Below are 26816 nucleotides of genomic sequence, written 5' to 3'. Positions count from 1 at the left end.
CGATCCCGCCCCCGTCGAGGGCTCAGACCGCAGGCGTGAAGGTCACCGGCAGCGCCACCGGGCCGCGGGTGAACACGCCCTTCTCGGCGGGCGCGAATCCCGGCGCGAAGGCCAGATCGGGCATCGCGTCGAGCAGTTGGTTGGTGCCGACCTCGACCTCGGCCACCGCGAGCAGCGCGCCGACGCAGAAGTGCCGGCCGAGCGCGAAGGACAGGTGGTCGGCCGCCGCGGAGAACGCGGTCTTGGCGGTCAGGTCCTCGCGGAAGATGTCGAAGCGATCCGGGTGGGCGTAGCGCCGGTCGTCCCGGTTCGCCGCGCCGATCAGGCAGGTGAGTGTGCTGCCGGCGGGCACCACGCCACCGCCGACCTCGACGTCCTCGGCGGGCTGGCGCATGATCATGTGCACCGGCGGCGAGAAGCGCAGCGTCTCCGCGAAGGCCCGCGGGATCAATGACCGGTCCGCGCGCACCGCGGCGAGCTGGTCGGGGTGCTCCAGCAGGTTCTTGAACAGGCTCGCGATCGCCTTGTCCGTCGTCTCACCGCCGGCGGCGAGGAGCAGGCTGCAGAAGGCCTTGATGTCCTCGTCGCTCATCCGGGTGCCGTCGATCTCGGCCAGGCACAGCGTGGACAGCAGGTCCGTGCCGGGGTTCGCGCGTCGCTCGGCGATCAGCGGCAGCAGGTACGCGGCGAACTCCTCGCGGGTGCGCAGCCCGGCCGCGGCGACGTCGGGGTCCTGGCTCAGGTTGCCCAGGAACGCGATGACCGACGTGTACCAGCCCTGGAACCGCGCGTGGTCCGCCTGATCCAGGCCGAGCATGTCCGCGATCACGTTCACCGGGAAACGCTGGGCGAACTCCGGTACCAGGTCCACCGATCCGCGGTCGCGGAAGGTGTCCACGAGCCGCCGCGCGTTGTGCTCGATCACCGGCAGGAAGGTCTCCTGGAGGGTGCTGCCGCGAAACGCGGGCGCCACCAGCGCGCGGCGCACCGAGTGTTCGCGCCCGCTCATCTGCAGGATCGTCCGCCCGTGCACGGGCGCCAACTGCCAGTCGTAGTTGTCGGTGGTGAACACCGGTTCCTTGAAAGCCCGTTCGAGGTCCTGGTAACGCGAGATGATCCAACTCTGCATCCCCTCGTGCCACAGCAACGGGTGTTCGTCACGCATCCTGCGGTAGAGCGGATACGGATCGGCCGCGAACTCGGGCGAAAGTATGTCTGGCACGTCCAGGGCGGTCATCGAATCCCCTTGTCCAACAACGCAATCGAAGATCATCAACCAACCCGACCAGGCTATGGATCGGCACACCCCGGGGTCCACCCCGTCCGTACGCCGACGTATTCATTCAGGCCGAACACATGTTCGTGGAATTCGAGGCGAGGACGCGTGGACGTGAAAAGCGAGAACGCGGAAACGGCGATGGGGCCCTCGGTGAACCGAGGGCCCCATCGCCGTTTCGCAAGGTGCGCCGCCAGGGACTCGAACCCCGGACCCGCTGATTAAGAGTCAGCTGCTCTAACCAACTGAGCTAGCGGCGCTTGCGTTGCGTGGGAAACATTAGCAGGGGTCGGCGGTGATCGAAAATCGACACCCATCGACAGCCATCGACACGCTCGGATCGCGGGCGGGGGGCGCGCGGGGAGCGTATCGAGGGCGCGCAAGGTCCCTCGTAGGACTTCTTTGAGGACACCGGGAGGACGCCCCTTTCCGGACATCCGCAAAGAGGTCCCCCGGCCCGTCTCACGGCGGGTACCGTCGGCATCACAGCCTGCACAGCACACCGCACGTCGTAACCGGGAGGGCCGATGGCCATGCGGCAGGGGGCCGGTCCTTCGTCCGGGAATGTCCGGCTGAAGGCCCTACGGCACTCGCATGGCTGGGTTTCCCAGCAACAATTGGCCGACGCCTTCGAGAAGAAGGCGCTCGAATGCGGACTTCGACTCGGCGTCAGCGTGCGGCAGGTACGGCGTTGGGAAAGTGCCGATCCGCCCTGGCCGACCCCCGATTATCAGCAGGTCCTGCAGGCTTTGTTCGAGCGGCCGTTGACCGACCTGGGGTTCACGCCTCCGTGGCAGGCCGAGTTGGCCGAGTATGGCGAGGGCTACACCGACGCGCCGCCCGCCCTGGAGCAACCGCCCGCTCCACCCGTGTTCCCCGCGCCCGCCCGGGAAACCGGGCGGGCGCCCGATCGCCCGGAGTATCCGGGGTACGGCGAGGCCCGGGTGCGCCGGCAGCCGCCCGCCGGCGGCGGTCCGATCGGCGGGGCGATGGCCGTGCCGACCCACGCGGCCCCCGGGGTCAAGCGACAGGTGCCGCCACCGCGCTCCGGCCCGGTGCCGCCGCCGGGCCCCGTGCCGCCCCCGGGTCCCCCTCCCACACCCGGCCCGGTGCCGCCGCCCGGACCCGCGATCGTGCCGCCCCGGTCCTCCTTCGAGACCGGGCCCACCGTGGTCGGTGGTCGTCGGCTGGAAGGGGACGGCCCACCGGCCCCACCGGGCCTGCCGGTCCGCCCGCCACTGCGTGCGATCGGCCCCCCGGTCGCCGAGCCCCCGGCCCGGACGCTGGAGATCGCCACCCCCGCGGTGCTGCGCCAACTGCTCCGGGACACCCCCGACCCGGGCCCCCTCGCGGTGCCGATGCACTCGCGGGCGGGCCAGCTCACCGTGGTCGGCGCCGACCAGTACGCGATGCTCACCCGGACCTACCGGCAGATGTACTGGGTCGCCCCCGCCGCCATCGCCTACCCGTCGGTGATCGCGCACGTGCGCCTGGGCACCCAACTGCTCAACGCCCCCGGCCCGGCCCGGGCCCGCCGGATCCTGGGCGCGTCGCTGGCGGAGACCGCGATGCTGGCCGGCCGGATGGCCTTCTTCGACCTGGACCGCCCGCACGACGCGCAGGACCACTACCTGGTCGCCTACCGTGCCGCCAACGAGGCCGGCGACACCCTGCTGGCCGCCGCCGTGCTCGCGCACACCGCGTTCATCCCCGCCTTCGACGCGGCGCCCTCCGCCGCCGAGGACATCCTCGACTTCGCGCGCAAGACGGCTACGCGCGGTGCGCCGATGGTGATGCTCGCGTGGTTCGACGCGGTGCAATCCGAGTTCGAGTCGCTGCGCGGCACCCCCGAGCGCGGGCTGCACCTGCTCGATCGGGCCGAGGACCTGCTGTGCCATCCGGACAACACGCCCACGCCGCCGTGGCTGGACTTCTTCGACGCCTCCCGGCTGTGGGGCTTTCGCGGCAAGACCGAACTCACCGCGCGCCGGATGGACCAGGCCCAGGGCTCGCTCAACGACGCGCTGCAGAACCTGCCGCCCAACGGCGACAAGCAGCGCGCGGTGATGTACGCCGACCTGGCCGAGGCGGCCTTCCAGGCCGGCCAGGTGGACGAGGCGTGCGGCCGACTGTTCCAGGCCGTCGACATGCTGCGCGTGCACTGGTATTCGATGGCGATGGACCGCGTACGGATCACCCGCAAACAGTTGGAGCCCTACAAGAACTCGGTCGCCGTGCGCCAACTCGACGAGGCGCTGGAGTCGTTCAGCGAACTCGCGCCCACCGACGAGACCGGATTCGTGGCCCTGCCCGGAGCGGACGAGCAGACCTGAGTTCCCCGTGTCGGTGACATGGTCCACACTGACCCGGGACCGGACGGTTCGACGACGAAAGCCGTACACGAGACATGCGCACGACGGGTACCACCGGCGCTATCGCCGGCAGGCTGGAGCAGTTGCGCGGCACACTGCCCACCCGCAATCACAACGCCCGCACGGTCGCCGCCCTCGCGGCCAACCCGGGATGCGCCCGCCGGGGCGTGCTCGACGCGGCGGGCATCGAGAAGACCGTGCTCGCCGACCGACTCGGCTTCCCGCCCCGCTACGGCCGATCGCCGTTCGCGATCGGGCGGGGCAACGTGTTCGAGGCCCGGGTCAAGGCGGACGGCGGAGCGGAGTTGCGCCGACTGCTCGCCGAGGCGCTCGGCGCCGACCCGGACGGCGGCGCGCTGGTCGACGTCGACCACGAGGGCACCGGCCGGCCCGGCCGCGAGGAACGGGTGGCCCGCACCCGCGACGCGCTGCTCCAAGCCGCCCGCGGCGAACCCGACGCGTGCGCGATCCTGGACCATCCGCTGCTGCCGTTGGACGTGGCCGGCCGCCGCGCCTACCTGGAACCGGACGCGATGGCCTGCCGAGTGGCCGGCCGGCTGTACGTGGTGGAGATCAAGTCCTTCGCGATCATCGACGGGTCCGCCGACCCCGGCAAGCTCGCCTCGGCCACCCGGCAGTCCGCGGTGTACGTGCACGCGCTGCGCCGACTGGCCGCCGACCTGGGCCTGGACCCGGCGATCGTGGCCACCGACATCGTGCTGGTGTGCGCGCAGGACTTCTCCAATCGCCCGGTCGCCGTCGTGCTCGACGTACGGCGCGAACTGGCCACCACCCGGCGCCGGTTGGAGCGCCTGTCCGGGGTGGAGGAACTGCTCGGCGAACTGCCGGACACGCTGACCTTCGACGTCGACGGCGACCGGGCCGAAGCGGCCGTCGCACAGGTGCCCGCCGCGTACGTCCCGGACTGCCTGTCCGCGTGCGAACTCGCGCTGTTCTGCCGGCACGAGGCCCGCGGCTGCGCACCCGGCGGCGGCAGCGTGGGCACCCTCGGCACGGCGGTGCGCGGTGCGCTGGGCGGGATCGAGGACATCGCCGACGCGCTCGCGCTCGCCGACGGCACGCGTGCCGCCGAGCCCGGCGAGGAGGACGTGGCCAGACTGCTCCGCCGGGCGAAGGCGCTGCGCTCCGAGGTGCTCGGCGGCGTCGGGTGAGCGCGATCGCCGCGCTCGGCCGGCTGCGTGCCGCCGCGACCGGGGTGGCCCAGCCGGCCGCGACCGTCCGACACCGGCACCTGTCCGCCCGACCGGTGGTGCTGGTGCCCTACGTGCTCGCGGGCGAGGCGTTCGCGCCGTTGGCCGTGCTGGTGGGGACCGAGCGCGACCGGCCGCACCTGCTCGCCGTACCGCAACCGCGGGACCGGGACCGGCGGTTCGCACACGCGGCCGAGCTGGGTCGTCTGCTGCTGCCGTACCTGGGCGCCTTCGCCGCCGAGACCGAGACGATCGAGCGACGCGGCGACGACCCGTACGAGCGCAGCGTGGACGCGCCCCAGGTGCTGGTGCCCACGTCGGGTGGTGTCGAGTATCTGCGGCTGCTCGGCCGCTCCACCCGATTCCGGCGCACCGAGGGCGAGTTCGCGGTGGCCGAGGAGGTGCCGCTGCTCGGCCGGTGGAGCACGTGGCTCGCCGATCGGGCCGGGGTGCCCGGATCGAGCGTGCTGCTGGCGATGACCGACCTGCTCACCCAGATGTGGGCGACCGGGCAGAGCGCGCTGGAGGACGGCGAACTGGCCGCACTGCTCGCCTGGATCGACCCGCCGGCTGGGCAGCGCGGAGACCGGGCGGCCCGGGAGGTCGAGGGCGGCCCGACCGCGGGGCCCGCGACCGATCCGGCGTTCGACGAGCGACTGGTGCCGCTGATCGCCGCGTTCGACGAGGCGGTGGCCGCGGAACGGGACGAGGAGGCGGCCGACACCGGTGTCCGCACCGATCTCGGGCCACGCGGTCGGGACGCGGAGAACGCGATTCGGGACGCGCTGGCCGCCGAGTTGATGCCGACCTGGGATCGCATGTGGCGCGGCGTGGAGTTGCTCGGCGCGCTGCCCGAGGGAGCCTCGGTGGCCGGACGGTGGGAGGCCGACCGGGCCTCGTACAGCTTCTTCGCCGCGGACCTGGCCGACCCCGAGTCGCGTCCGCAGCCGCGGGTGCCCGGGGCGATCTCCGCCGCCGCGCAACTGGCCACCAGGGAACGGGCGCAGGCTCGGCTGGACGCCGAACAGGTGCGCGACGACCCGCTGTTGATGGCCGCCGTCCGGCTCGCGGGCGAGGCGTTCCGCGGCGAGCTGATCGCGGTGGACGCCGAGCGCATGGTCGCCGAGCCGGGGAAGAAGACCGCCCGCCCGCGTCCGCTGTTGACCTTTTCCACCGACGACGAGCCGCTGTTCGCACCGGGCACCGACCTGGCGTGTGTCGAGCGCCCGGACGCGAAGGCGCGGGTCCTGGAGACCGAGCCCGGTCGGGTCGTGTTGGAACTGCGCGGCGGGATGGGCGGCGGCAAGGCGCCCAAGCCGGGCAGTGTGCCCGAGCCGGGCGAAGTCCTGTGCTGGACCTCGCTGATCGCCGAGTTCCGGCGCGGCCCCGACTGGCCCGCCGTCGAGGACACCCCCTGGACGCACGGCGGCCCGCCGCCGGAACCCGAACCCGAGGCCGCCCCGGAGGCGGACGACGACGCGTTGGAGGACTGGTCGTGACGGTCGTGCGGGCCCGGCATCCCGAGGGCGACCCGGCCGCGCTCGCCGCCGCCGCGACCGACGCCGTGCTCGCCGACCTCGGCTCCGGGACGCATCGCGGCGTCGTGGTCGACTCGCCGCCCGGCGCGGGCAAGTCGACGCTGGTGGTGCGCGCGGCGGGGGAGCTGGCCGAGGGCGGCGAGCGGCTGATGATCGTCGCGCAGACCAACAACCAGGTCGACGACCTGCTGGTGCGGCTGCTGGCGGAGCACCCGAGGCTGACGGTGGGCCGGCTGTCCGCCACCGGATACCGGCTGCCGCCCGCGCTGGTGGGCACGTCGGTGGTGAACGCGGAGAAGGCCGAGGCGCTGGACGCGTGCGCCGTGGTGGTGGCCACCGCCGCCAAGTGGGCGCTGGTCCAGGACCGGCGCTGGCCGTGGGCGATCGTCGACGAGGCGTACCAGATGCGTTCGGACGCCCTGCTGCTGGTGGCCCGGCTGTTCGACCGCGCGCTGTTCGTGGGCGACCCCGGCCAGCTCGACCCGTTCGCCACCGTGGACACCTCGCGCTGGCACAGCCTGACCTACGACCCCTCGCAGAGCGCGGTGGTGGTGCTCCGCCGGCACAACCCGGACCTGCCGGTGCATCGGCTTCCGGTGTCCTGGCGGCTGCCCGCGAGCGCGGCGCCGCTGGTGTCCGAGGCGTTCTATCCGTTCACCCCGTTCCGCTCGGGAACCGGTCCGGGCGAGCGGCTCCTGCGCTTCGAGGCGGCGCGTGAGGACGACGCGTACGACGCGGTCGTGGACGTCGCGGCGACCTCCGGCTGGGGCCTGTTGGAGTTGCCCGCGCGGTTCACCGCGGCGGCCGACGAGGAGGCGGTGCACGCGGTCGCGACGCTCGCCGCGCGGCTGCTCGCGCGGGGCGGCACCGCGATCGGCGAGCGCACGCCGGACGGGGTCGCGCTGGACGCGTCGCGGATCGCGATCGGGGTCAGCCACCGCGAGCAGCGGGCCCGAGTCGAGTCGGCGCTGCGCGCGCTCGGCGCGGCGGAGATCGTGGTGGACACCGCGAACCGGCTCCAGGGTCGCGAGTTCGACGTGACCGTGGTGCTGCATCCGCTCTCCGGTCGGCGCGACGCGACCGAGTTCCACCTGGAGACCGGCCGGTTGTGCGTGCTGGCCTCGCGGCATCGGCACGCGTGCCTGGTGGTGGCCAGGGCCGGCATCCCCGAACTGCTCGACGCGCACCCCACCGCCGACCCGGTCCACCTCGGCGTCCCGGTCAACTTCCCGGACGGCTGGGAGGCGAACCAGGCGGTGCTGGCCGAACTCGCCGGGCACCGGGTCGCGCTGTCGAGGTGAGGTCGGGGCGTCGGATGGGACGGCGCGGTCCGGGTGGGACCGCGTGGTCGGTCGGGGTGCGTCCGCGTGGGGCGAGTCCGTGCGGGCGGGGGCGGGCGTGCGAACGCCGGCCGGGCCGTGCCCGACCGGCGTTCGTGGTCGGGCGCTACTCGCCGCGCTCCAGCAGCAGCTTCCGGCCGTGCTCGATCATCTTCGCCGTGTACTCCTCGCCCCACCCCGCCCGCGCCGCGATCTGAGCCGTCGTCAGGTGGTCGAAGCGATTCGGATCCGCCATCCGGGCCGCGGCCATCGCCTGGTAGTCCACCGCCCGGTCGGCCGCCGCGCGAAACGCCTCGGCCAGATCCGTGGAGCGGGTCAGCACCTCCTGGGGATCGGTCAGATCGTCCAGGTCGAAGAAGCGTTCGTCGGGCGGCTCGGGAACCGAGGGCTCGAACAACAGCGGCGCGGGCCGCATACGGGGCTTGCGCGACTCGGACGGCATGCGCGGATCCTTCCGACAGTGCAGACGTGCTGACGACGAATACGGACGGGGGGAGCGACGGGATCGGTCGACCCCAAAGGGTCCGCAAGATCCCGTGCCCTTGCCATTGTCGCCAACCGGACGCCATCCGAAAGACCCTTGCCCGAAAGAGGCGCGAGACCTCGGACCCCGCTTCGATAAACCCCGATTCGGCGGCGCGGACCGGGGGCGCGGGCAGGTTTCGACGGCCGGTAAACCTCGCGGAGCAGGTCGGGATCGCGGGTCCGGACAAGCGGATGCGCCCCCACGCGCTATGGCGTGGGGGCGCATCGCGTCCTACCGGTACCGGCCGGGTCGAGCAGGTATTGGGGGAGCCGCTCGTGATGTCAGGTCCCCGACCGGTACGTCCTGGGTGATCTCAGATCGCCTGCTGGTGGCGCTCGGCGAGCGCGCGGGCGGCCTCGGCGATCGCCGCGCGCACGTGCCGCAGCGTCGTCAGGCGGTTGTCGGGCGTCGGCGGCACGAGCCACACGAGCGGCCCGTCGTTCTGCTCCGGCGGGGGCGGGAAGGTGATCCAGGCACCCCGGCCGTGGTGGCGCGGGCCGAGCCGACGCTCGCGCGGCCGCATCGGCATCACGGTGGTCGGCGGTACGAGGAATCCGATCCGGCGATAACGGCGATCGAAGATGACCGGACCGACCGGCACGCGGTGTGCGTGCAGCGTGGCCAGGGCCTCACGGCCGAGCCGGTCCTCCACCTCGATCACGTCGAACGTCTCGCCGGCCGCTACCAGGCGAGGGGCGTACGGGTTCCGAAGCGCGTCCTGCGGCAGCGCTGCCAGCGTCGTTCGGTTCACGTCGGCGTCCATCGGTGAGGCGGTCCTCTCGTTTCGTCGTGGAAACGGAATCGTCCTCGGGGGCCGGGAGGTCCTCGAAGCGTCCTCTTCGTCCTGCACGAGCCCGAAGCGTCCGACTTCGGGGACGTCCGCTTCTGCCTTAGATGCAACCAGGCCGGCACACCGTGTGACGAGGCCCGCGGTGGGACTCCTGTAGGACGCGCTGAGGACTCTTGCCGCCCTAACGGGCTAGAGGCATGACGCCGCAGGTGGGACGGGGTCACGATCGAGATCCAGTACGGAGCGTACGGGCCCGGTGGTTCGCGTGATCGGGTCCACGCAGGCATGTCCGTCACCACCACGCGTATGGAGGACGCGGTGCAACGACGTACCTTTCTGGCCGGCGCCGCCGTCGCCGGCCTCACGGCGAAGAATTCCGCCGCATACGCCTCCTCGGGGTCGGCGGCCCATCTGCCCGACCCCGCCGCCTACATCGCCACCACCGCCCGGCTGCGGTCCCGCTATTGGATCGAGGAACCGGGACGACTGCTACCGGTGGTGGCCGAACACGCCCGCAACGGTGCCCGGCTGTTGGCCGAGGGACCGGATGGGGCGCACCAGTCCGCGATCGCGGAGACGGCGCTGCTCGCGTCCCGGATCGCCTTCTTCGACCTGAGCCTGCGCGGGCCGCATGTGCGGCGTTGGCAGGAACTCGCGCTCGACGCGGCGGACCGGGGCCGGGACGGCTCGTTGGCCGCCGCCGTGCTCGGGCACATGGCGTTCGCGCCCGCTTGGACCGGACGAGGAGGGGAGGCTCGGGACACCCTGGCCGCCGCGCGGGAGCGGACCACGAGTGGCGACGCCGGGCCCACGCTGCGGGCGTGGCTGGACGCGATCTCGGCCGAGGCGGAGGTCCGGCTCGGTACGCCGGACGCGGCCTTCCCGCTGTTGGATCGCGCCGCCGACACGTACGCGCCGCCGGAGACACCCGGTTCGTGGACGGCCACCGGGCCGCCGGCGTGGCTGGACTGGTTCTCGGCGGCGCGTCTGGAGGGCTTCCGGGGCGCCGCGGAGGTGGCGGCCGGGCGCTCGGCCGAGGCCCGGGCGAGTCTGGAGCGCACGCTCGCGGGGCTGCCGGCGCACAGCCACAAGCAGCGGGCGATGACGCTCGCGGAGCTGGCCGCGACCGCGGTCGGTGCGCGTGAACCGCAAGACGCCTGTCGGCTGTTGGAGGAGGCGCTCGATCTGGTCGGTGTGCAGGGGTATGCGACGGCGGTGGATCGGGTGCGGACGGTGCGGGCTTCGCTGGCGCCCTGGGCGCGGGAGTCGTTCGTGCGGGACGTCGACGATCGGTTGCGCTCGGGGGGTGGGCCGCGGTCCGGCGGCGGGGCGGCGGTTGGGGAGGGGGCGGGCTGATGCACTCGGCCTTCGGCTGGGCTGGGTTGTCCGGCCTTCGGCCGAGGTGGCCTCATGCGCCGGCCGGGCTGGATTACCTGGCCTTCGGCCGAGGTTGCCTCAAGCGCCGGCCCGGCTGTTTGGCCTCAAGCGCCGGCCGGGCTGTTTGACCTCATGCGCCGGTCGGGCTGGGTTGTCCGGCCTTCGGCCGAGGTGGCCTCAAGCGCCGGCCCGGCTGTTTGGCCTCAAGCGCCGGCCGGGCTGGTGGTTGCTCGGTCGGTGTTTTGGTTGCGGTGCCGGCCGGGCTGGGGTGGCCGGCCTTCGGCCGAGGTGGCCTCAAACGCCGGCCGGGCTGATGGTTGCTCGGTCCGTGATTTGGGCCGCAGTGCCGGTTGGGCTGGTGGTTGCTCGGTCCGTGATTTTTGGGCTGCGGTGCCGGCCGGGCTGGTGGTTGTTCGGGCGGTGATTTGGGGTGTGGTGCCGGTTGGGTTGATGGTGCTCGGTTGGTGTTTTGGTTGCGGTGCCGGCCGGGCTGGTGGGGGCTCGGCCGGCGGTTTGGGGTGGGGTGGGGATTTACGGTTCCGTGATGCCGTTGATGCGGGAGACGGCGGCGGGGAGTTCGCCGAGGGATTCCAGGCGTAGGTCGGTGACCTCGATCAGTTCGGGGTCGTCGGCTACCAGGTAGCCCCAGGGGCCGCGGCGGACGTGGGCGGTGCGCAGGCCGGCGAGGTGGGCGGGGCGGACGTCGTTGTCGAGGCGGTCGCCGACGTACAGGATCTCCTCCGCCGGGCACGGGCACTCGGCCACGAGGCGCTCGAAGAAGGCGGGCTCGGGCTTGCTGATGCCCCAGTCGTCGGAGGTGGCGAGCAGGTCCACGCCCAGGTCCAGGCCGCGCAGGATGACGCCCGCGTTCACGGTCTGGTTGCCGACCACGCCGAGCCACACGTGCTGGTCGCGCAGCGCCTTCAGGCAAGGGCGGGTGTCGTTGTAGAGGTCTTCCTCGCCGAACCACTCGGGAAAGCCCGCGGCGGTGCGCGCGGCGCGCTCGACGGTGAGGTCGAAGCCCGGCCGAAAGCGCTGGAACACCTCGCGATAGTCGAGGCCCTGGGCGATCACCGCCCCGAACGTGGCCGCGAACGTGTGTCGGGGCACCCCGAGCCAGTCGGCCCAGGTGCCGTACTCGCGCGATTCGTCGACGAGGGTCTCGCCCACGTCGAACACCACGGCGCTGATCCGCATTACAGCTCCCCGCTCTCGTCGCCTGCCGGCCCCGTCTCCGATTCGCCGTGCCCCTGGGTCCGTCGGGCGGGGTCTGGGCCGGACAGGCCGAGCCCGATCGGGTTCGTCCACCGATGTGGTGGCTTGTCCGATCGGCGTGTACCCGATGACGGAATCCTTGCCGTTGCCGGGCACGGGACCTCCCAGAAGGTACCGCTTGCCTGCCAGGCAAGCGTCGTTCGAAGGTCGTATCCGGTCGACCTTGATCGAAATCGTTTCATCAGCCGCGAATCGGCGGTACTAAGCGGCATTTCTGTGGTCGATGACGATCGGTTGTCCCGGCGGTTCCGATCCCGTCCGGCGCATCGCCACCCCATCGCGTACTCGGTCCGCTCCGCGCAGCACCCAGGGCGACGCGAGCGCGCCCACTCCCATCACGGCGAGTCCCGCGAGCACGTCCGCGAGGTAGTGGTTGGCGGTGCCGAGCACCACCAGGACCACGAAGAGCGGGTACGCCACGCCCAGCCCGCGCGGCACCGGGCCGCGTCCGTGCCGCCATAGCTGCCATCCGCACCACGCGGCCCAGCCCACGTGCAGGGACGGCATCGCCGCGTACTCGTTGGTCATGTGCTCCATGCCGCGCGGCGCACTGGCGCCGGCGCCCCACCAGCCCCAGGACGCGAAGTGCGCCATGGTGTCGGTGAAGCCGTCGATCATCCGCGGCGGCGCGGTCGGGAAGAGCATGAAGCCCGCCAGCGAGACCACCGTGGCGATCGCCAACGTGGTGCGGGCGCCCCGGTAGCGCTCGGGGCGTCCGCGCCACAACCAGAACAGCACCAGCGGGGTCACCACGTAGTGCAGCGTCGCGTACGCGTAGTCGCAGACCACGCCGATGAACACGTGGTCGGTGACGACCCGGTTGAGCATGCGTTCGGGATCCAGGTGGGTCAGCGACTCCACGTGCAGTATTCGCTCGGCGTTGCGCAGCGCGGCGTCCACGTCGCCGCGGACCACGAGTCGGCTGAGCGAGTACGCCTCGTACAACACCGCGATCAGTAGCAACTCGGTCCACCAGCGCGGGCGCCGGCGGACCGTGGCGGAGGTTGGGGACATCCGTCCAGTCTGCAACACCGGGGAGCCGAATCCGGCGGCGCGTCCGGGCGTTCCGGCCGGTGATCCCCCGGGCGTTCGGGCCGCGGCGGGCCGCGCGGCCATTGATGACACGTGTCACACATGATAGAACGTGTTTCACTTTTCCGGCGGGCAACCGCCGCCGGCAGGGCGGGGACCGGGCGTCGGCAGGGACGTCCGGCAGCGCCGGTCGCACATCGCGACGTGGATACCGGAGGTTGTCGTGGCCGACCCCGACGAGGTCACCCGTCCGCAGACGAGCACACGGGACCTGGCGACGGTGCACGACCAACTGCTCGCGTGGCTGGCCGGCCGGCTGCCCGAGGGCGCCGACCCGGAGATATCCGAGCTCAAGGCGCCCTCCGGCAACGGGATGTCCAGCGAGACCCTGCTGTTCGACGCGACCTGGACGGTGGACGGCGAGCGCCGCACCGAGCGCTGCGTGGTGCGGATGCGCCCGTCGATGGACGCCAAGCCGGTCTTCCCGACCTACGACCTGGACAAGCAGTACGCGGTGATGACCCTGGTCGGCGAGCGCTGTTCGATCCCGGTGCCCGCGTTGTTGTGGAACGAGCCGGACGAGGCCGCGTTGGGTGCCCCGTTCTTCGTGATGCGCCGGGCCGAGGGCGCCGCGCCGCCGGACGTGATGCCGTACACGATCGACGGCTGGATGCTCGCGGCCACGCCCGAGCAGCGCCGTCGGCTCCAGGAGGAGTCGGTCGCCGTCGTCGCCGCGATCCACGGCATCGACACGACGCCCGAGGAGATCGCCTTCCTGCAGTACGAGGGCACCGGCGAGAACGCGCTGCGCCGGCACCTGGACGACCTGCGCGCGTTCTACGAGTGGGGCATCGAGGGGCAGCGCGTACCGCTCCTGGACCGCGCCTTCGCGTGGCTGGAGGACAACTTCCCGGCCGAGGTCGGCCCGGACGTGATCAGCTGGGGCGACGCGCGGATCGGCAACATCCTCTACGTGGACTTCGAACCGACCGCGGTGCTGGACTGGGAGATGGCCGCCGTCGGCCCGCGCGAGCTGGACATCGCCTGGATGATCTTCATCCACGCGTTCTTCCAGGACATCGCCACCCGCTACGGCATGCCGGGCCTGCCCGACTTCATGCGCACCGAGGACGTGTGCGCGCAGTACGAGAAGCTCACCGGCCACACACCGCGCGACATGCGGTACTTCGAGATGTACGCGGCCGTGCGGCACGGCGTGGTGATGGCCCGCATCGCGCACCGCCAGTGGCACTTCGGCGAGCGCGAGCAGCCGGCCGACCTGGACGAGACGGTGCTGCACCGGGGGCTGATCGAGGCCATGATCGCGGGCACGTATGGGGAGCGCGCGGACGGGAACTGACGCCCAGTCACCGCGACTCGCACGCCCACCGCGCGACGGGTGCGCCCCCCGGGCCCGGTGGGTGCGCGCCCGGACAAGATCCCGAGGGGTTAGGCTGGGCTCTTCACCATCATCCGTAGCGGGCGCCATGACCCGTGCGGGTGATCGTGTGTGACGGGCGACATCACGCGGACACGGTCCGTGTTGTTGTCGGTAGCATGAATCACCGGGGGCGACTCCGGGGGTAGCTGCCGGAGGTGCCGCATGACGATCGGGGGACTCGACCCGCCGGCCGGTGCGGGTGTGCCCAAGGGTGCGCCGCGAGCCGAGGGTGACGTTCCGAGCCGGAGCATGTCCGACCGCGTCGGACGACTCTCCCGCCGGCCTGTCCAACAACCCATCCAACGCCTGGGTCTGGCCGCGGTCACCTTCCTCACCGGAAGCCGCCGACGCACGCCGGACGCGGTCGAACCACTGCTCCAGGTGCATCGCGTGCACCACCCGAAGGCCGATGTGACGGCCATTCAGGAGGCGTACGCGGTCGCGGAGTTGTCCCATCGCGGGCAAATGCGCAAGAGCGGCGAGCCGTACATCACGCACCCGCTCGCGGTGGCCACGATCCTGGCCGAGCTCGGTGCCGACACCACGACGCTGGTCGCCGCGCTGCTGCACGACACGGTCGAGGACACCGACCTGACCCTGGACGAGGTGCGCGCGGCGTTCGGCGACGACGTCACGCACCTGGTCGACGGCGTGACCAAGCTGGAGCGGGTGGACCTGGGCGACCGGGCCGAGGCCGAGACGATGCGCAAGATCATCGTGGCCACCGGTCGGGACCTGCGGGTGACCGTGATCAAGCTGGCCGACCGGCTGCACAACATGCGCACGATCCGATATCGCCGCCGGGCCAGCCAGATCCGCACCGCCGAGGCCACGCAGGAGGTGTTCATCCCGCTCGCCGAGCGGTTGGGCATCCACGTGCTCAAGTCGGAGCTGGAGGACATCGTCTTCGCGACGCTGCGCCCCGAGGAGCACGCCGCCACCGCGCGCACCGTCGGTGCGAGCCAGGCGGCCACCGACGAGGCCGTGTCCAAGCTGTGCGCGACGGTCAAACGCGCGCTGCGGGACGCCGGGATCGAGGCGGAGGTATCGCCGCGCGCGCGGCACCACGTATCGGTGCGCCGAGTACAAAAGCGTCGAGGGCGCGAGGAACTGGGACCGTTCGACCTGTCCCGGCTGATGATCGTCGTCGACGCGGACACCGACTGTTACGGCGCGCTCGGCGTACTGCACACCTGTTGGTCGCCGATCGCGGGCGAGTTCAAGGACTACATCGCCACCCCCAAGTTCAACCTGTACCAGTCCCTGCACACCGCCATCACGCTGCCCGAGGGCGACAAGGTCGAGGTGCTCATCCGCACCCGGCGCATGCATCGACTGGCCGAGTTCGGTGTGGTCGCGCACACCGGCAAACCGGACACCGGGCCGGACGCCCCCGAGCAGCTCGCGTGGCTGCACCGGCTGCTCGCGTGGCAGGGCGGCATCCCGGACGCGCACGTCTTCTGGAGCTCGCTGACCGCCGACCTGTCGGCGGACCGCGAGCTCCTGGTCTTCACCCCCGGCGGTCGCCCGCTGACCCTGCCCGCCGGGTCCACGTGTGTGGACGCGGCCTACGCGATGGGCGAGCAGACCGGGCACCGATGTATCGGCGCGCAGATCAACGGCCGTCTGGTGGCCTTGAGTTCGGTGCTCGCGGACGGCGAGACGGTGTCCATCATCACCGCTCCGCCCGGCGCCGCGGCACCGTCGAAGGAATGGCTCTCGTTCGTCCGCAGCCCCCTGGCCCGGGTCGCGATCGAGGCCTGGCTGGCGAAGTACCCGCACGGCGTCGAGGGCCGGATGGACCCGCTGCTCGCCCCGCCCCTGGGCAATCTGGCCGCCGCCGGCGAGGCGGCACAGGGCACGCCGACGACGACCGTCCCGGAGCCGACCGGGCCCCCCGCGGACGCCGCGCAGGCCCCGGCCCGGACCCGGCGCGCACCGGCCGACCCCGGCGAGGCCGTGGTCAGCGTGCCGGGCTCGCCCGGAGCCCCGGTGCGACTGGCCCGCTGCTGCACGCCGGTGCCGCCGGACGAACTGGCCGGCTTCGTGATCCGCGGCGGCACGGTCGCGGTACACCGCTCCGACTGCACGAACGTCCAGCAGATGCGCCGCGCGGGCCGCGACGTGGTGGCCGCGTCGTGGCTGCCGCACCAGGCCGATCAGGGATATCGGGTCACCGTGCAGATCGAGGCGCTGGACCGCCCCCGACTGCTCGCCGACGTGACCGCCGCGATCGACGCGGAGGGCGCCGACATCACCTCGGCCTCGATCGCGCCGCCGCAACAGATGCGGGTGCGGCAGACGTACACGATCCGGCTGGCCGACCTCGCGACGCTGCCGAAGCTGCTGCGGGCGCTGCGCCGGGTGCAGGGCGTCTACGACGTCTACCGGGCCCGCCCGCGTGTGCATCCGCGGGTGGCCGACAACTAGGCCCGGCCGGTCGTCGGGTGCCTCCGCTACTGCTGTGCTTGTTGTTGCTGTTGTTGCTGCTCGGCGGCTTCGGTGGAGTCGCCGCGCAGTACGTCGTTGAACCGGGCCAGGTGGTCGGCGAGCGCGCCCAGCTCCTCCTTGGGCCATGAGGTGAACCGTTCCGCCATCACCGCGAGGCTGCGTTGCCGGGCGTCGGCCAGGCGCAGTCGGCCGGCGTCGGTGAGGGTGATCAGGTGCGATCGGCGGTTGGTCGGATCGGTGGTGCGGGCGATCAGCCGGGCCTCCTCGAGCGCGGTCAACTGCCGGCTGATGGTGGTCTTGTCCAGGCTCAGTCGGCAGGCGAGTTCCTTGCCGGTGGAGGTGCCGCGTTCCTCCAGGTGGGCGAGCAGGTGGTATTCCGCCTGGGTGATTCCCGCCGCTTGCAGCGGGGGAGCCATCAACAGCCGAATCAACCGGGTGGCCGCACCGACCTCGCGGACCACTCGCCGCTCAACGCTGTCCGACATCGCCTTGCTCCTCAACACCTTGCGCCCTGAATGTGCGCCAAGAGTGCCCGAAACGGTTGCAAAACACAACAAGCTGTAATGGGCACCGGAATGGCGTCCGACGCCGCGCGGCGCGCGCCCTTGGACCGGCACCTCCACGATGCCCCGGCCCGGCCGGATCCGCCGCGCGCGGGCGTCCGCGCGGGGACACGCCTCAGGGGATCGGCGGCAGATCCGGCAGGTCCGTGCTCACCCGCAGGCGGAAGTCCGGGCGGCGCTTCTCCAGGAAGGCGACCACGCCCTCGCGCACGTCGGCGGAGCCGCCGGTCCAGTGCAGCGCGCGGGACTCGTGCAGGTGGGCGGTCTCCGGGTCGGGCACGCTCTGCATGCCCCACAACAACCGTCGGGTCAGCGCGATGGCCACCGCCGGGGTGTTCTCGGCGATCGTGCGGGCCAGTTCCCGGGCGCGCGGCAGCAGTTCCTCCGGCGGCACCGCCGCGCGGATCAGGCCGGCCTCCGCCGCCTCCGCCGCGTCGAAGACCCGGCCGGTGAAGCACCACTCCAGCGCCCGGTCCAGGCCCACCACGCGGGGCAGGAACCACGTCGAACAACCGTCGGGGGTGATCCCGCGCCGGGCGAAGACGAAGCCGAACCGGGCCGCGGACGACGCGATCCGGAAGTCCATCGGCAGCGTCATGGTCGCGCCCACGCCCACCGCCGCACCGTTGATCGCCGCGATCAGCGGCTTCTTCGAGCGGTACAGCCGCAGCACGAGCCGACCGCCGTCGTCGCGAAACGCCTCCGCGTCGTCCACCGCGCCGTCGAACCGCTCCGCGTGCGCGCCCGGGTCGAACGCGTCGGCGCCCAGCTCCAGATCGGCCCCGGCGCAAAAGGCCCGCCCGCGTCCGGTGAACACCACCGCGCGGATGTCGTCGTCCTCGTCCGCGACGTCCAACGCGTGCGAGATCTCCCGGCCCATCCGGTAGGTGTACGCGTTGAGCCGGTCCGGCCGGTCCAGCGTCACGGTCAGCACGCCGGCCTCGATCGACGTCGAGATCTCCTGGTAGTCCACGCAAGCCCCCCGCGGGTTCGAACGCGTGCCGGCGATACCCGTCCGGCCACCCTGCCGCGTGATCACCTCGATTGCCAGGGTTCCCGGGATGCGATCTCCGCACTAGCTTTGATGGGCTCCTACCCCCCGGTACCCCAGTCGCTCGCAGCGTGCAGGAGGTGGACCCACCGGATGCTGGATCGCACACAGGCCCTGGCCGAACTCACGGGACCCGAATCGGCCTACGCGATCGAGGAGGTCGTCCACGACGGCATCCCCTGGCGGGTCCTGAGCAAGGCCCCGCCGACGCTGCGCGCGGTCTTCGAGGACCTGGCGCGGTACGGGAGCCGGGACGCCCTGGTCGCCGGGGACGAGCGGATCGACTACGCCGAGCAGCGTCGCCTGGTTGCCCACCTGGCCCGATACCTGGCCGGCGAGTGCGGGGTGCGGCGCGGCGACCGGGTGGCCATCGCGATGCGCAACCACCTGGAGTGGCCACTCGCGTTCTGGGCCACCCAGGTCCTGGGCGCGGTCGCGGTGCCGCTCAACGCGTGGTGGACCGCCGACGAGCTGCGCTACGCCCTCGACGACTCCGGCGCCGCCGTGCTGATCTGCGACGGCGAGCGGGCCGAGCGGATCCGGGGACACCTGGACGAGGCCACGGCGCCCGCGGTCCTGGTGGTCCGCCCGGAGGGGCCGTCGGTCGCCGGCGAGATCGACCTGTCCGCGCTGCTGCGCGGGTTCACCGGCGAGTGCGCGCTGCCGGCGAGCGGTCCGCGGCCGTTCGACGACGCGACCATCCTGTACACCTCCGGCACCACCGGACGGCCCAAGGGCGCGGTCGCCACGCACCACAACCACACCACCAACCTGCACACGATGCAGTTGACGCGAGCCATCGGCCTGGCCCGAATGGGCCTGCCCACCGCGGAGCTGGCCAAGGGCCCGGCCGTGTTCGAGGAACCGGCCGCGGGCCTGCCGACGCCGAGCAGTCTGCAGGTCTACCCGTTCTTCCACATCGCCGGACTGGCCGGGCTCTACATCGGCGCGGCCCAGGGCGCGAAGTTGTGCCTGATGCACCGCTGGGACACCGCCACGGCACTGGAGCTGATCGAGACCGAGCGGATCACCACCGCCAACATGGTGCCCACGCTGCTGCGCCGGCTGGTCGAATCGCCGCTGCGCGCCGGTCGCGACCTGTCCAGCCTGACCAGCCTGGGCGCGGGCGGCTCGCCGGTGCCGCCGGATCTGGTCGCGCAGGTGGGCACCATGTCCGGCAACGGCATCGTGCCGCTGAACGCCTACGGGATGACCGAGACGACCTGTGTGGTGGTGGCGAACGCCGGCGACGACTACTACGCGCACCCGGACAGCGTCGGCCGGCCGGTGCCGACCGCCGATCTGCGGGTGGCCGATCCGCTGACCGGCGAGGAGTTGCCGACCGGGCACACGGGAGAGATCCGGGTCCGGGGCCCGCAGGTGGTCCGGGGCTATTGGAATCGGCCCGCGGAGAGCCGGGAGGCGTTCCCGGACGGGTGGTTTCGCACCGGCGACCTCGGCCACATCGACGCCGAGGGGCTGTTGTACGTGGTCGACCGGCTCAAGGACGTGATCATTCGCGGCGGCGAGAACGTCTACTCGGCCGAGGTCGAGGCGGTGCTGTTCGAGCATCCGGCGATCGCCGACGTCGCGGTGGTCGGGGTGCCGCACCACGATCTGGGCGAGGAGGTCGCCGCCGTGGTGCTGCTGCACGTGGCCGGCGCCGCGACCGCGGCCGAGCTGCGCGGACACGTGGCGCGCCGGCTCGCCGCGTTCAAGGTGCCCACGCTGGTGCGCTTCACCGAGCGGGCGCTGCCGCGCAACGCGGTGGGCAAGGTGCTCAAACGCGAACTGCGCGACATGCTGGCGTTGTGAGCGCGGGCGCGACGCTCACGCCTGGTCCCGGACGCCGTAGCCGTCGAGGCGGTGCTCCCAGTAGGTGAGTTCGTCCCAGACCTCGATGACCAGCTCGTGATTGGGGCCCAGCACCCGGATCACGTCCGGGACCAGTGTGCGCAGGTGGTGCACCGCGCCGACGAAGTTGCCCGCCTCGCCCTCCCGGCGGGCCCGTTCGCGGCGGATCCGCAGCGTGTCCAGGTCGTCGGTGCCCAGTACCTGGACCTGGTCCGGCAGCAGGTTCTTGAGCAGCCGCGCGGCCTCGGCCGGCCGGCCCGCGACCCCGGTCCAGTGCGCGAGCGCGTGCCGGGCGCGCAGCGTGTCCGGGGTCAGCGCGCCGCGCAAGCGGCCGCCGTCGGAGATCACCCCGCGCAGCAGGGTGATCGCCGCGAGCGCGTCCCCATCCTTGCCGAGCCGGGCGGCCAACTGCTCGCGCAGCAGCAGCGTGTCCGGGTGGTCCTTGCCGAACTCCCGGATCCGCCGCCCCACTTCGGCCCGCATCACCTGGAGCGAATCGCTCGCCCGGGCCGGGCGCGGCTCCGGCGCCTCGGCGCGGGTCGGTTGCGGCTCGGGCGCCTCTCGGGTCGGTTGCGGCTCGGGCGCCTCGGGGAGCAGCCGCACCGGCTGGTCCTGGGTCTGCCGCGCGTCGTCGTGCTCGACCGGATCCGCCGCCGGGATGCCCCACGGTTGCGGCGCGAGGTTGCGCGGCGGTGTGACGGACAACTCCAACAGCAGGTCGCGGACCTCCGCCGCGCTCGCGGGCCGGTTCTCCGGCCGCTTGGCGAGCAGCGCGAGCACGAGGGCGGCGAGGTCGTCGGGCACCTCCAGCCGGGTGTTGCGCACCGACTCGGGCGTGCGCCCCAGGTGGGCCTGCATCATCGAATGCGGATGGTCCAGGCCGAACGGCGGTGCGCCGGTCAGTAGTTCGTGCAGCACACAGCCCACGCTGTACAGGTCGGCGCGGCCGTCGATGCGTCCGCCGAGGATCTGTTCGGGCGACATGTACGCGGGGGTGCCGATCATGCTCCCGGGCAGCGTGATGCCCGCGCGCGAGGACACCTTCTCCATGTACCGCGCTATTCCGAAGTCGAGCACCTTGACCACGCCGCGCGAGGTCACCATGACGTTCGCGGGCTTGATGTCGCGATGCAGCACGCCGCCCGCGTGCGCGACGTCGAGCCCGTCGCACAGTTGGATCGCCCAGCCGACCACGTGTCCGAGCGGCAGCCACGCGCCGTCCGCGACGAGTTGGGCCAGCGACCGGCCCGTGATCAGCTCCATCGCCAGGTACATCACCTTGCCGTCGGTGCGGCGCAGGTCACCCGCTCCCGGACCGAGCGCGGAGGTGACCTGCGCGTCGTGCACCGTCTCGGCCTCGTGGGTGAGGACCCGGGTCTCGGGGTCGGTCCGGCCGCTGTGACGGGGCCGGTCCGGTCCGCTCGCCTCGGGGCCGGCCGCCTCCGGTCCGGTCCGGTGCTCCACGACCGCCTTCCGGCCCTGGTCGTGCACGACGATGATGTTCGGCGAGGACAATCCGCCGACGATGATCGCCTCGCGGCCGAAGCGGTCCACGCTGTTGTTGGACGCGCCGAACGACTCCTTGAGCACCTTGACCGCGACGAACCGTTGCATCTTCTGGTCCCAGGCCCGCCACACGGTCGCGTTGCCTCCCGAGCCCAGCCTCTTGTCCAGCCGATATCGGCTGCCAAGCCACAACTGAGCCACCGCAAACGCCTCCCCGTACGCGCCTTGTGGATGTGATTCTTTCGTAGCAGCGTGCGTGCGGGGAACGGTATGCGACATCACCACCCGGACTGGGATCGGGTCCGACCCACGAGCATCGGCCCGACCCTCGATCAACCCTCGGGGACGACCGCTACGGTCGGGGCCATGACCGAGATCGTCGTTGTGAACTCGCCCGACGAGCCGCCGCGGGAGTGGGACGCGAGCGTCTTCCTGGCCGGCCCCACACCACGCGCCGCGCACGTCGCCTCCTGGCGGCCCGCCGCGCTGAAGCTGCTCAGCGAGCGGTGGCGCGGCCCGGGCCGACTGGTGGTGTTCGTGCCCGAGCCCGCGGACGGGCACTCGTGGCCGACCCATCAGGTGCAGCGGGACTGGGAGTTGCGCAACCTCGACCGCAGCGACCGGGTGCTCTTCTGGATCCCGCGCGACCTGCGCGACCTGCCGGGGCTGACCACCAACGACGAGTGGGGATGGCTCAAGGACTCCGGCCGCGCGGTGCTGGGCACGCCGCCGGACGCGCCGCACGTGCGCTATCAGCGGGCTTACGCGCTCGGCCACGACGTGCCGGTACGGGACACCCTGGCCGAGACGATCGACACCGTGCTGGAGGCGCTCGGCGCGGGCGAGCCGCGCGCGGACGGCGAGCGGGACATCCCGTTGAACGTGTGGCTGACCCGGGCCTTCGCGGACTGGTACGCGGCGCAGCGGGAGGCGGGCAACACGTTGCTCGGCGGCCGGATCGCGTGGGTGTGGCGGCGGCGCGCGGCGACCTGGCTGTGGGCGGCACACGTACGGGTCGCGATCGCCGCGGAGGGCGGCCGGGTCAAGGACGACGAGGTGGTGCTCGGCCGGCCGGACGTGACCGCGGTGGTGCTCTACCGGCGGGCGGAGCCGGCACAGGCGAGCACCGTGGTGCTCGTGCGCGAGTTCCGGTCGGCGGCGCGGACCGGGGACGGCTTCGTGCGCGAGTTCCCGGGCGGGAGCGGGCGCACGGCGGTGGACGGGTGCGCCGAGGTCGCCGAGGAGACCGGTCTGGCGCTCGCGCCGGAGCGGCTGCGGGCACACGGCTCGCGCCAGCTCGCCGGGACCCTGGCGGCACATCACGCACACGTGTACTCGGCCGAACTCACCGACGCGGAATTGGCCCTGCTGCGCAGCGTCCCCGGCCCACATGGTGTGGCCGGGGACGGGGAGCGCACTCACGTCGAGATCACGACGTACGGCGAACTGCTGCGTGACGGGTGCGTCGACTGGTCGACGCTGGGGATGCTGGCGGCGGTGTTGACGGACGCCGCCGAGGATCAGCGGTAGTTGCCCAGACCCGTGCAGGGGGCGTGCCGCTCGACCAGGCAGACGGTGTCGTCGATGGTCATCAGCCGACCGCCGACGATCTCCGGGCTGCGGAACACCGGGGTCTGCAGCGTGACCAGCGAGCGCGGGCTGAGCGCCGCGACGTACGGCTCGCCACAGCGGGTGCACATGGCCGGGGCGGTGAGGGTCTTGAGCATGTCGGTTCCTCCGTGACTGGTGACGTTTACCTTCCGTTCACCTTTGGTTCGGTCCCCAGTTTCCTTCTTGGACGCGGAAATGTCAACTGTGTTGGCCTACGGAGGTGGCCCTCCATATGGCATCCTGACAGTGTGGATCACGAGGATGTCGACCGGGAGCACCCCGATTCCGCCGGAGAAGGCCTGGTCCGGGCCGCGAAGGCGTATCGAAGGACCGAGAAGGCGCACGAAGAGGCGCGTCAAGAACTCAAACGGGCGGCGGTGCGGGCGATGGCCGCGGGGGTCAAGCAGACCGAGGTGGTCAAGGTGACCGGGTGGACCCGCGAATACCTGCGACGGTTGCGGAAGGATCGCAAGGACCGGGGCCACGACTGAGGCCGGGTCCCTGGGGGGACCCGGCCTCGGTGGTGTGCGCCCGTCGTGCCGGACGGGGTGGATCAGGCGTTGTCGAGGTCGTCCAGGTTCTCGAGGTTCTCGAACTCGGGCAGGTCGGACAGGCCGGCCACGTCCTGGAGCGGGCACAACACGTGCCGCTCGACGATGTAGGTGCTGCCGGACGCGTTGAACACGTGCCCCGACACGGGGGCGTCGATCCGGGAGAGGTAACGCCGCTGGGTGGGGATCAACTGGGCGATGTACGGCTCGTCGCAGCGCGTGCAGATGGCCGGCGTCGCGGTCGGCGAGACCGAGGCGTAGCGGTCGAGCGCGTGCACGAGCCGGTCGGCCAGATGTGCGGCGGTGCGCTGGGTGGTGGCGACCCGGGTCGGGTCGCCGGCCTCACGCGACTCGGCGCAGGCGCGCATCGCGTCGCCGATCCGGCGCAGCGCGACCTTGTGGAACGGCGGCGCATCGCTCGCGAGCGCGTCCGCGCGGTCGGCGATCGAACCGGCGGAACCGGCGAAGGCGGGATGCCGTTGGGCGCCTTCGGCGCCGAGGGCCGAGACATCGGCGGCAAGGCCGCGCAGCGCGGCCACGTGCTCTGGCGTCAAGCTCATGGTGTGCCGTCCTTTCTGCCGTCCGACGGGAGGCAACCCGTCCATAGTGAACAGATTCGATCGATAAACGCCATGGAATGTGACGATCAGCACGTTGGCGCCCGGTTTGTTGCTGTTTGTCGAGCGGTAAACCCGCCCGACGCTCGCCGCCGGGGACGCCGGGCGGATGCGTCCGCCGACGACCCGGGTCGGTCTCGCGTGGTATCACGGTGGCGAGGCGCCACGGCATTCGTAACGGTCCCGGCGACGAAACCGTTACGCAATGGCCGAAAAGATTCCCTTGTGACCGGCAAAGCCAGGGGAGGAGAGTCTCGACCAACATCGTTATAGGGGGAATGCATGCGCACCTTCAAAGTCGGGCTGATCGCGGTGATTCTGACCTGCGCGGTCGGGGCCTGTGGGAGCGACGGGGACGGCGGCAGCTTCGGTCTCGGGGAGCCGAAGGACACCAAGAGCGCGACCGGGGAGAGCACGCCGACGGGGAAGGCCCCCACTGGCCGGGCCACCGACGACGACACGCCGGCGCCGCCCGTCAGCGAGCGCCCGACCACGACCCGCCCGCGCACCACGGCGCCCAATCCGCCGGCCTCCACGGGTGCGAGCAGCGGTGGCAGCGACTGGAGCTCGTTGTACTCGACGAACTTCCTCAACGGCTGCCTGAGCACCTCGGGCAACAACACGAAGTACTGCCAGTGCGCGTTGACCGAGCTCAAGAGCAAGTACAGCCAGGCCCAGATGAACGCGTTCGACCAGGAATACGCCCGGACCAACAAGCTGCCCGGCGAGTTGCAGTCCACCGTGCAGAAGTGCCTCAACAGCTGAGGACGCACAACATTCGCCGGGCCGCGCGGGGGCGTGGCCGCCCGGCATGAACGAGCCGTCCCGCCGCCGACGCCACGTGGCCGGCGGCGGGACGGCTCGCGTTTCGTCGTCTGGTCGCGGAGTCGCCATGTCGCCGCGTCGCGGAGTCGCCGCGCCGCCGCGTCGCTCAGTGCGGGATCGCGTCGATCAGCGCCCGGGCGCCTCGGTCGAGCAGTTCACCGGCCACCGCGACGCCGAGCTTGTCCGGCTCACAGCCGTGGTCGGTGGCCTCCAGCGTTCGGCCGCCATCCGTCGCGTAGACCGCCGCGTGCAGGGTCAGACCGGTCTCGGTGCCCGTGCAGTGGGCGGCGATCGGGCTGTGGCAGTGGCCGCGCAGCTCGCGCAGCAGCGCGCGCTCGGCGGTGACGCAGGCCCGGGTGGGCGGGTCGTCCAGGGCCCGCGCGGCGGCCAGGGTGGGCACGTCGTCGATCCGACACTGCAACGCCAGGACGCCCGCGCCGACCGCCGGCAACATCTGACTGGTGGTCAGGATCTGGGCGACGCGCAGCCCTTCGCCGATGCGTTCCAGGCCCGCGACGGCCAGGATCAGCGCGTCGAACTCGCCCGCGTCCAGTTTGGCCGGCCGGGAGTTCGCCGACCCGCGGACCGGTACCGGGGTCAGCCGCGGGTGGTCGCGCCGCAGTTGCGCCGCGCGGCGCACCGCACTGGTGCCCACCCGGGCGCCGGGCGGCAGGTCGGCCAACCGCGCGCCGACCACGCAGTCGTGCACGTCGTCGCGGGGCAGGTAGGCGGCCACGGTGAGTCCCTCGGGCAGCGGCACGTCGCCGGTATGTCCTTGAGGCAGTGCACCACCAGGTCCACCTCCCCGTCGAGCTGAGCGCGGTCGAGCTCCTTGACGAACGCGCCCTTGCCGCCGAGTTCGGCGAGGCTGCCGCCCCAGCGGTCGCCGCTCGTGGACAGCGGGACGATGGCGGGTTCGTGCGGGTGGCTCGGCAGCAGGGAGGCGACGAGCCGAGCCTGGGCGAGGGCCATGGGGGAGGACCGGGTACCGATGCGGAGCTGCGTGCCCGACACGCTGGGGCCGTCACGCGCGGGAGAGCGCATTTTGCCCGAGCCCGATCCCCCGAAGGTGGGACGGCGATCCGCGCACGTCGGAGCGAAACGAACGGATCTTCCATTCGGCGCAACCGCCGTGTCCTTCGGGTGCGGCGTCGCGTTGGCGAGTCGGGCCCTCCTCGGCGTTCGGGACCGCCACTTCGAGGCACCGCCCCTTCGAGGCGCCGTCACTTCGACAAAAGGAACCGTTCCATGCAGCGCATCGTCCGCGGCCTTCTGGTCAGCACGGCCGTCATCGCGACCCCCATCGTCGGCGCGACCGCGTCGGTCGCCGTACCGGCCGGCGCCGAGACGCACCGGGTCCAGGCGGACACGATCGAGACGGCGGGCGGCCTCTGCGGCAACGGCGCCGACGTGCTGGGCTTCATCAACCCGGCCTTCGCCCAGAGCTGCTGACACCGACGGCACGCCGCACACCGCCCGGGCGGCACCCCGGTCGGTCCCGGCGCGCCGGGACCGACCGGCCGCCCCGCGTCGGGTGGCGGTTACGCCGGGCGGCCGCGCCCCGTGCGAGCCGGCCGGCTCCGCGGGCAGCGGGGTGGGGACGTCGCGG

Annotated in this window: 23 protein-coding genes, 1 tRNA gene and 1 pseudogene; 12 read left to right on the top strand and 13 right to left on the bottom strand. The window is 72.2% G+C overall.

The genetic code is table 11. The annotated features are described in order from the left end of the window. Positions 1–22: 22 nt before the first annotated feature. Together ACWCPW_RS29210 and ACWCPW_RS29205 are read right to left on the bottom strand one after the other, a co-directional pair. Positions 23–1237, bottom strand: a complete 1215-nt coding sequence (locus ACWCPW_RS29210; protein WP_449764575.1) for a cytochrome P450 — start codon at positions 1235–1237, stop codon at positions 23–25. 225 nt (positions 1238–1462) lie between these two features. Beyond that, positions 1463–1536 (bottom strand) — tRNA-Lys (locus tag ACWCPW_RS29205). Positions 1537–1803: 267 nt separating this feature from the next. Between ACWCPW_RS29205 and ACWCPW_RS29200 the strand changes: the two genes are divergently transcribed. From ACWCPW_RS29200 to ACWCPW_RS29185, 4 genes are all read left to right on the top strand, one after another. Then, positions 1804–3609 carry a hypothetical protein gene (locus ACWCPW_RS29200; RefSeq protein ID WP_449764574.1) on the top strand — a complete coding sequence of 602 codons (1806 nt, stop codon included), beginning with the start codon at positions 1804–1806 and terminating at the stop codon, positions 3607–3609. Between the two features lie 74 nt (positions 3610–3683). After that, positions 3684–4820, top strand: coding sequence for a hypothetical protein (locus ACWCPW_RS29195; RefSeq protein ID WP_449764573.1), 1137 nt, complete (start codon positions 3684–3686; stop codon positions 4818–4820). Next, positions 4817–6358 (top strand): hypothetical protein, encoded by a 1542-nt coding sequence (locus tag ACWCPW_RS29190; protein WP_449764572.1) that lies wholly within the window; start codon positions 4817–4819, stop codon positions 6356–6358. Before ACWCPW_RS29195 ends, ACWCPW_RS29190 begins: the two co-directional genes overlap by 4 nt. Next, positions 6355–7698, top strand: coding sequence for an AAA family ATPase (locus tag ACWCPW_RS29185; RefSeq protein ID WP_449764571.1), 1344 nt, complete (start codon positions 6355–6357; stop codon positions 7696–7698). Before ACWCPW_RS29190 ends, ACWCPW_RS29185 begins: the two co-directional genes overlap by 4 nt. Positions 7699–7843: 145 nt before the next feature. On the opposite strand, the gene ACWCPW_RS29180 is transcribed toward ACWCPW_RS29185, so the two are convergent. Together ACWCPW_RS29180 and ACWCPW_RS29175 are read right to left on the bottom strand one after the other, a co-directional pair. Next, positions 7844–8179: a hypothetical protein gene (locus ACWCPW_RS29180; protein WP_406296434.1), complete on the bottom strand. Its 336-nt coding sequence runs from the start codon at positions 8177–8179 to the stop codon at positions 7844–7846. 397 nt (positions 8180–8576) lie between these two features. After that, complete coding sequence (locus ACWCPW_RS29175; RefSeq protein WP_360307626.1) at positions 8577–9014, bottom strand: hypothetical protein; 438 nt, start codon at positions 9012–9014, stop codon at positions 8577–8579. A 357-nt stretch (positions 9015–9371) separates the two neighbouring features. On the opposite strand from ACWCPW_RS29175, the gene ACWCPW_RS29170 reads away from it, so the two are divergent. Continuing rightward, on the top strand, positions 9372–10409 hold the full coding sequence (locus ACWCPW_RS29170; protein WP_449764570.1) for a transcriptional regulator: 1038 nt from the start codon (positions 9372–9374) through the stop codon (positions 10407–10409). Positions 10410–10961: 552 nt separating this feature from the next. Here ACWCPW_RS29170 and ACWCPW_RS29165 read toward each other — a convergent pair. Together ACWCPW_RS29165 and ACWCPW_RS29160 are read right to left on the bottom strand one after the other, a co-directional pair. After that, a complete protein-coding gene (locus ACWCPW_RS29165; protein ID WP_449764569.1) occupies positions 10962–11627 on the bottom strand; it encodes an HAD family hydrolase in 666 nt (221 codons plus the stop codon). 279 nt (positions 11628–11906) lie between these two features. Next, positions 11907–12719, bottom strand: coding sequence for a phosphatase PAP2 family protein (locus ACWCPW_RS29160; RefSeq protein WP_449764568.1), 813 nt, complete (start codon positions 12717–12719; stop codon positions 11907–11909). 241 nt (positions 12720–12960) lie between these two features. On the opposite strand from ACWCPW_RS29160, the gene ACWCPW_RS29155 reads away from it, so the two are divergent. Together ACWCPW_RS29155 and ACWCPW_RS29150 are read left to right on the top strand one after the other, a co-directional pair. Continuing rightward, entirely contained in the window at positions 12961–14097 is a 1137-nt protein-coding gene (locus tag ACWCPW_RS29155; protein ID WP_449764567.1) for a phosphotransferase family protein, read from the top strand. Positions 14098–14340: 243 nt separating this feature from the next. Further along, positions 14341–16608, top strand: coding sequence for a RelA/SpoT family protein (locus ACWCPW_RS29150; protein ID WP_449764566.1), 2268 nt, complete (start codon positions 14341–14343; stop codon positions 16606–16608). Positions 16609–16634: 26 nt separating this feature from the next. On the opposite strand, the gene ACWCPW_RS29145 is transcribed toward ACWCPW_RS29150, so the two are convergent. Continuing rightward, positions 16635–17114 carry a MarR family winged helix-turn-helix transcriptional regulator gene (locus ACWCPW_RS29145; protein ID WP_449764565.1) on the bottom strand — a complete coding sequence of 160 codons (480 nt, stop codon included), beginning with the start codon at positions 17112–17114 and terminating at the stop codon, positions 16635–16637. Positions 17115–17307: 193 nt separating this feature from the next. After that, complete coding sequence (locus ACWCPW_RS29140; RefSeq protein ID WP_449764564.1) at positions 17308–18165, bottom strand: enoyl-CoA hydratase-related protein; 858 nt, start codon at positions 18163–18165, stop codon at positions 17308–17310. A gap of 171 nt (positions 18166–18336) precedes the next feature. Between ACWCPW_RS29140 and ACWCPW_RS29135 the strand changes: the two genes are divergently transcribed. Further along, a complete protein-coding gene (locus tag ACWCPW_RS29135) occupies positions 18337–20058 on the top strand; it encodes a class I adenylate-forming enzyme family protein (RefSeq protein WP_449764563.1) in 1722 nt (573 codons plus the stop codon). A 15-nt stretch (positions 20059–20073) separates the two neighbouring features. Here ACWCPW_RS29135 and ACWCPW_RS29130 read toward each other — a convergent pair whose 3' ends face one another. Beyond that, positions 20074–21804 (bottom strand): protein kinase domain-containing protein, encoded by a 1731-nt coding sequence (locus ACWCPW_RS29130; RefSeq protein WP_449764562.1) that lies wholly within the window; start codon positions 21802–21804, stop codon positions 20074–20076. Positions 21805–21969: 165 nt separating this feature from the next. Between ACWCPW_RS29130 and ACWCPW_RS29125 the strand changes: the two genes are divergently transcribed. Next, positions 21970–23133 (top strand): nucleoside 2-deoxyribosyltransferase domain-containing protein, encoded by a 1164-nt coding sequence (locus tag ACWCPW_RS29125; protein ID WP_449764561.1) that lies wholly within the window; start codon positions 21970–21972, stop codon positions 23131–23133. On the opposite strand, the gene ACWCPW_RS29120 is transcribed toward ACWCPW_RS29125, so the two are convergent. After that, positions 23124–23330, bottom strand: coding sequence for a hypothetical protein (locus ACWCPW_RS29120; protein ID WP_395863161.1), 207 nt, complete (start codon positions 23328–23330; stop codon positions 23124–23126). The genes ACWCPW_RS29125 and ACWCPW_RS29120 overlap by 10 nt on opposite strands. A 132-nt stretch (positions 23331–23462) precedes the next feature. Here ACWCPW_RS29120 and ACWCPW_RS29115 point away from each other — a divergent pair, with 132 nt between their 5' ends. Further along, positions 23463–23705: a hypothetical protein gene (locus ACWCPW_RS29115; protein WP_449764560.1), complete on the top strand. Its 243-nt coding sequence runs from the start codon at positions 23463–23465 to the stop codon at positions 23703–23705. Between the two features lie 62 nt (positions 23706–23767). Here the strand turns inward: ACWCPW_RS29115 and ACWCPW_RS29110 are convergent, their stop codons facing one another. After that, positions 23768–24325, bottom strand: a complete 558-nt coding sequence (locus ACWCPW_RS29110) for a hypothetical protein (protein ID WP_449764559.1) — start codon at positions 24323–24325, stop codon at positions 23768–23770. Positions 24326–24664: 339 nt separating this feature from the next. Here ACWCPW_RS29110 and ACWCPW_RS29105 point away from each other — a divergent pair, with 339 nt between their 5' ends. Further along, positions 24665–25147: a hypothetical protein gene (locus tag ACWCPW_RS29105; protein WP_449764558.1), complete on the top strand. Its 483-nt coding sequence runs from the start codon at positions 24665–24667 to the stop codon at positions 25145–25147. A 166-nt stretch (positions 25148–25313) separates the two neighbouring features. Here the strand turns inward: ACWCPW_RS29105 and hemC are convergent, their stop codons facing one another. Both hemC and ACWCPW_RS29095 read right to left on the bottom strand, forming a co-directional pair. Beyond that, the gene (hemC, locus tag ACWCPW_RS29100) at positions 25314–25967 is read right to left on the bottom strand and encodes a hydroxymethylbilane synthase (RefSeq protein WP_449764557.1); all 654 of its coding nucleotides are present in this window, start codon (positions 25965–25967) and stop codon (positions 25314–25316) included. Positions 25968–26029: 62 nt separating this feature from the next. Beyond that, a pseudogene (locus tag ACWCPW_RS29095) lies at positions 26030–26179 on the bottom strand (hydroxymethylbilane synthase); the annotation flags it as partial. A 276-nt stretch (positions 26180–26455) separates the two neighbouring features. On the opposite strand from ACWCPW_RS29095, the gene ACWCPW_RS29090 reads away from it, so the two are divergent. Further along, the gene (locus ACWCPW_RS29090) at positions 26456–26659 is read left to right on the top strand and encodes a hypothetical protein (protein ID WP_449764556.1); all 204 of its coding nucleotides are present in this window, start codon (positions 26456–26458) and stop codon (positions 26657–26659) included. Positions 26660–26816: the final 157 nt, after the last annotated feature.

Source organism: Embleya sp. NPDC001921 (genome assembly GCF_053594475.1).
Note: the sequence above shows the minus strand (reverse complement) of the source record. Positions and strands in the feature narration are given on the sequence as shown.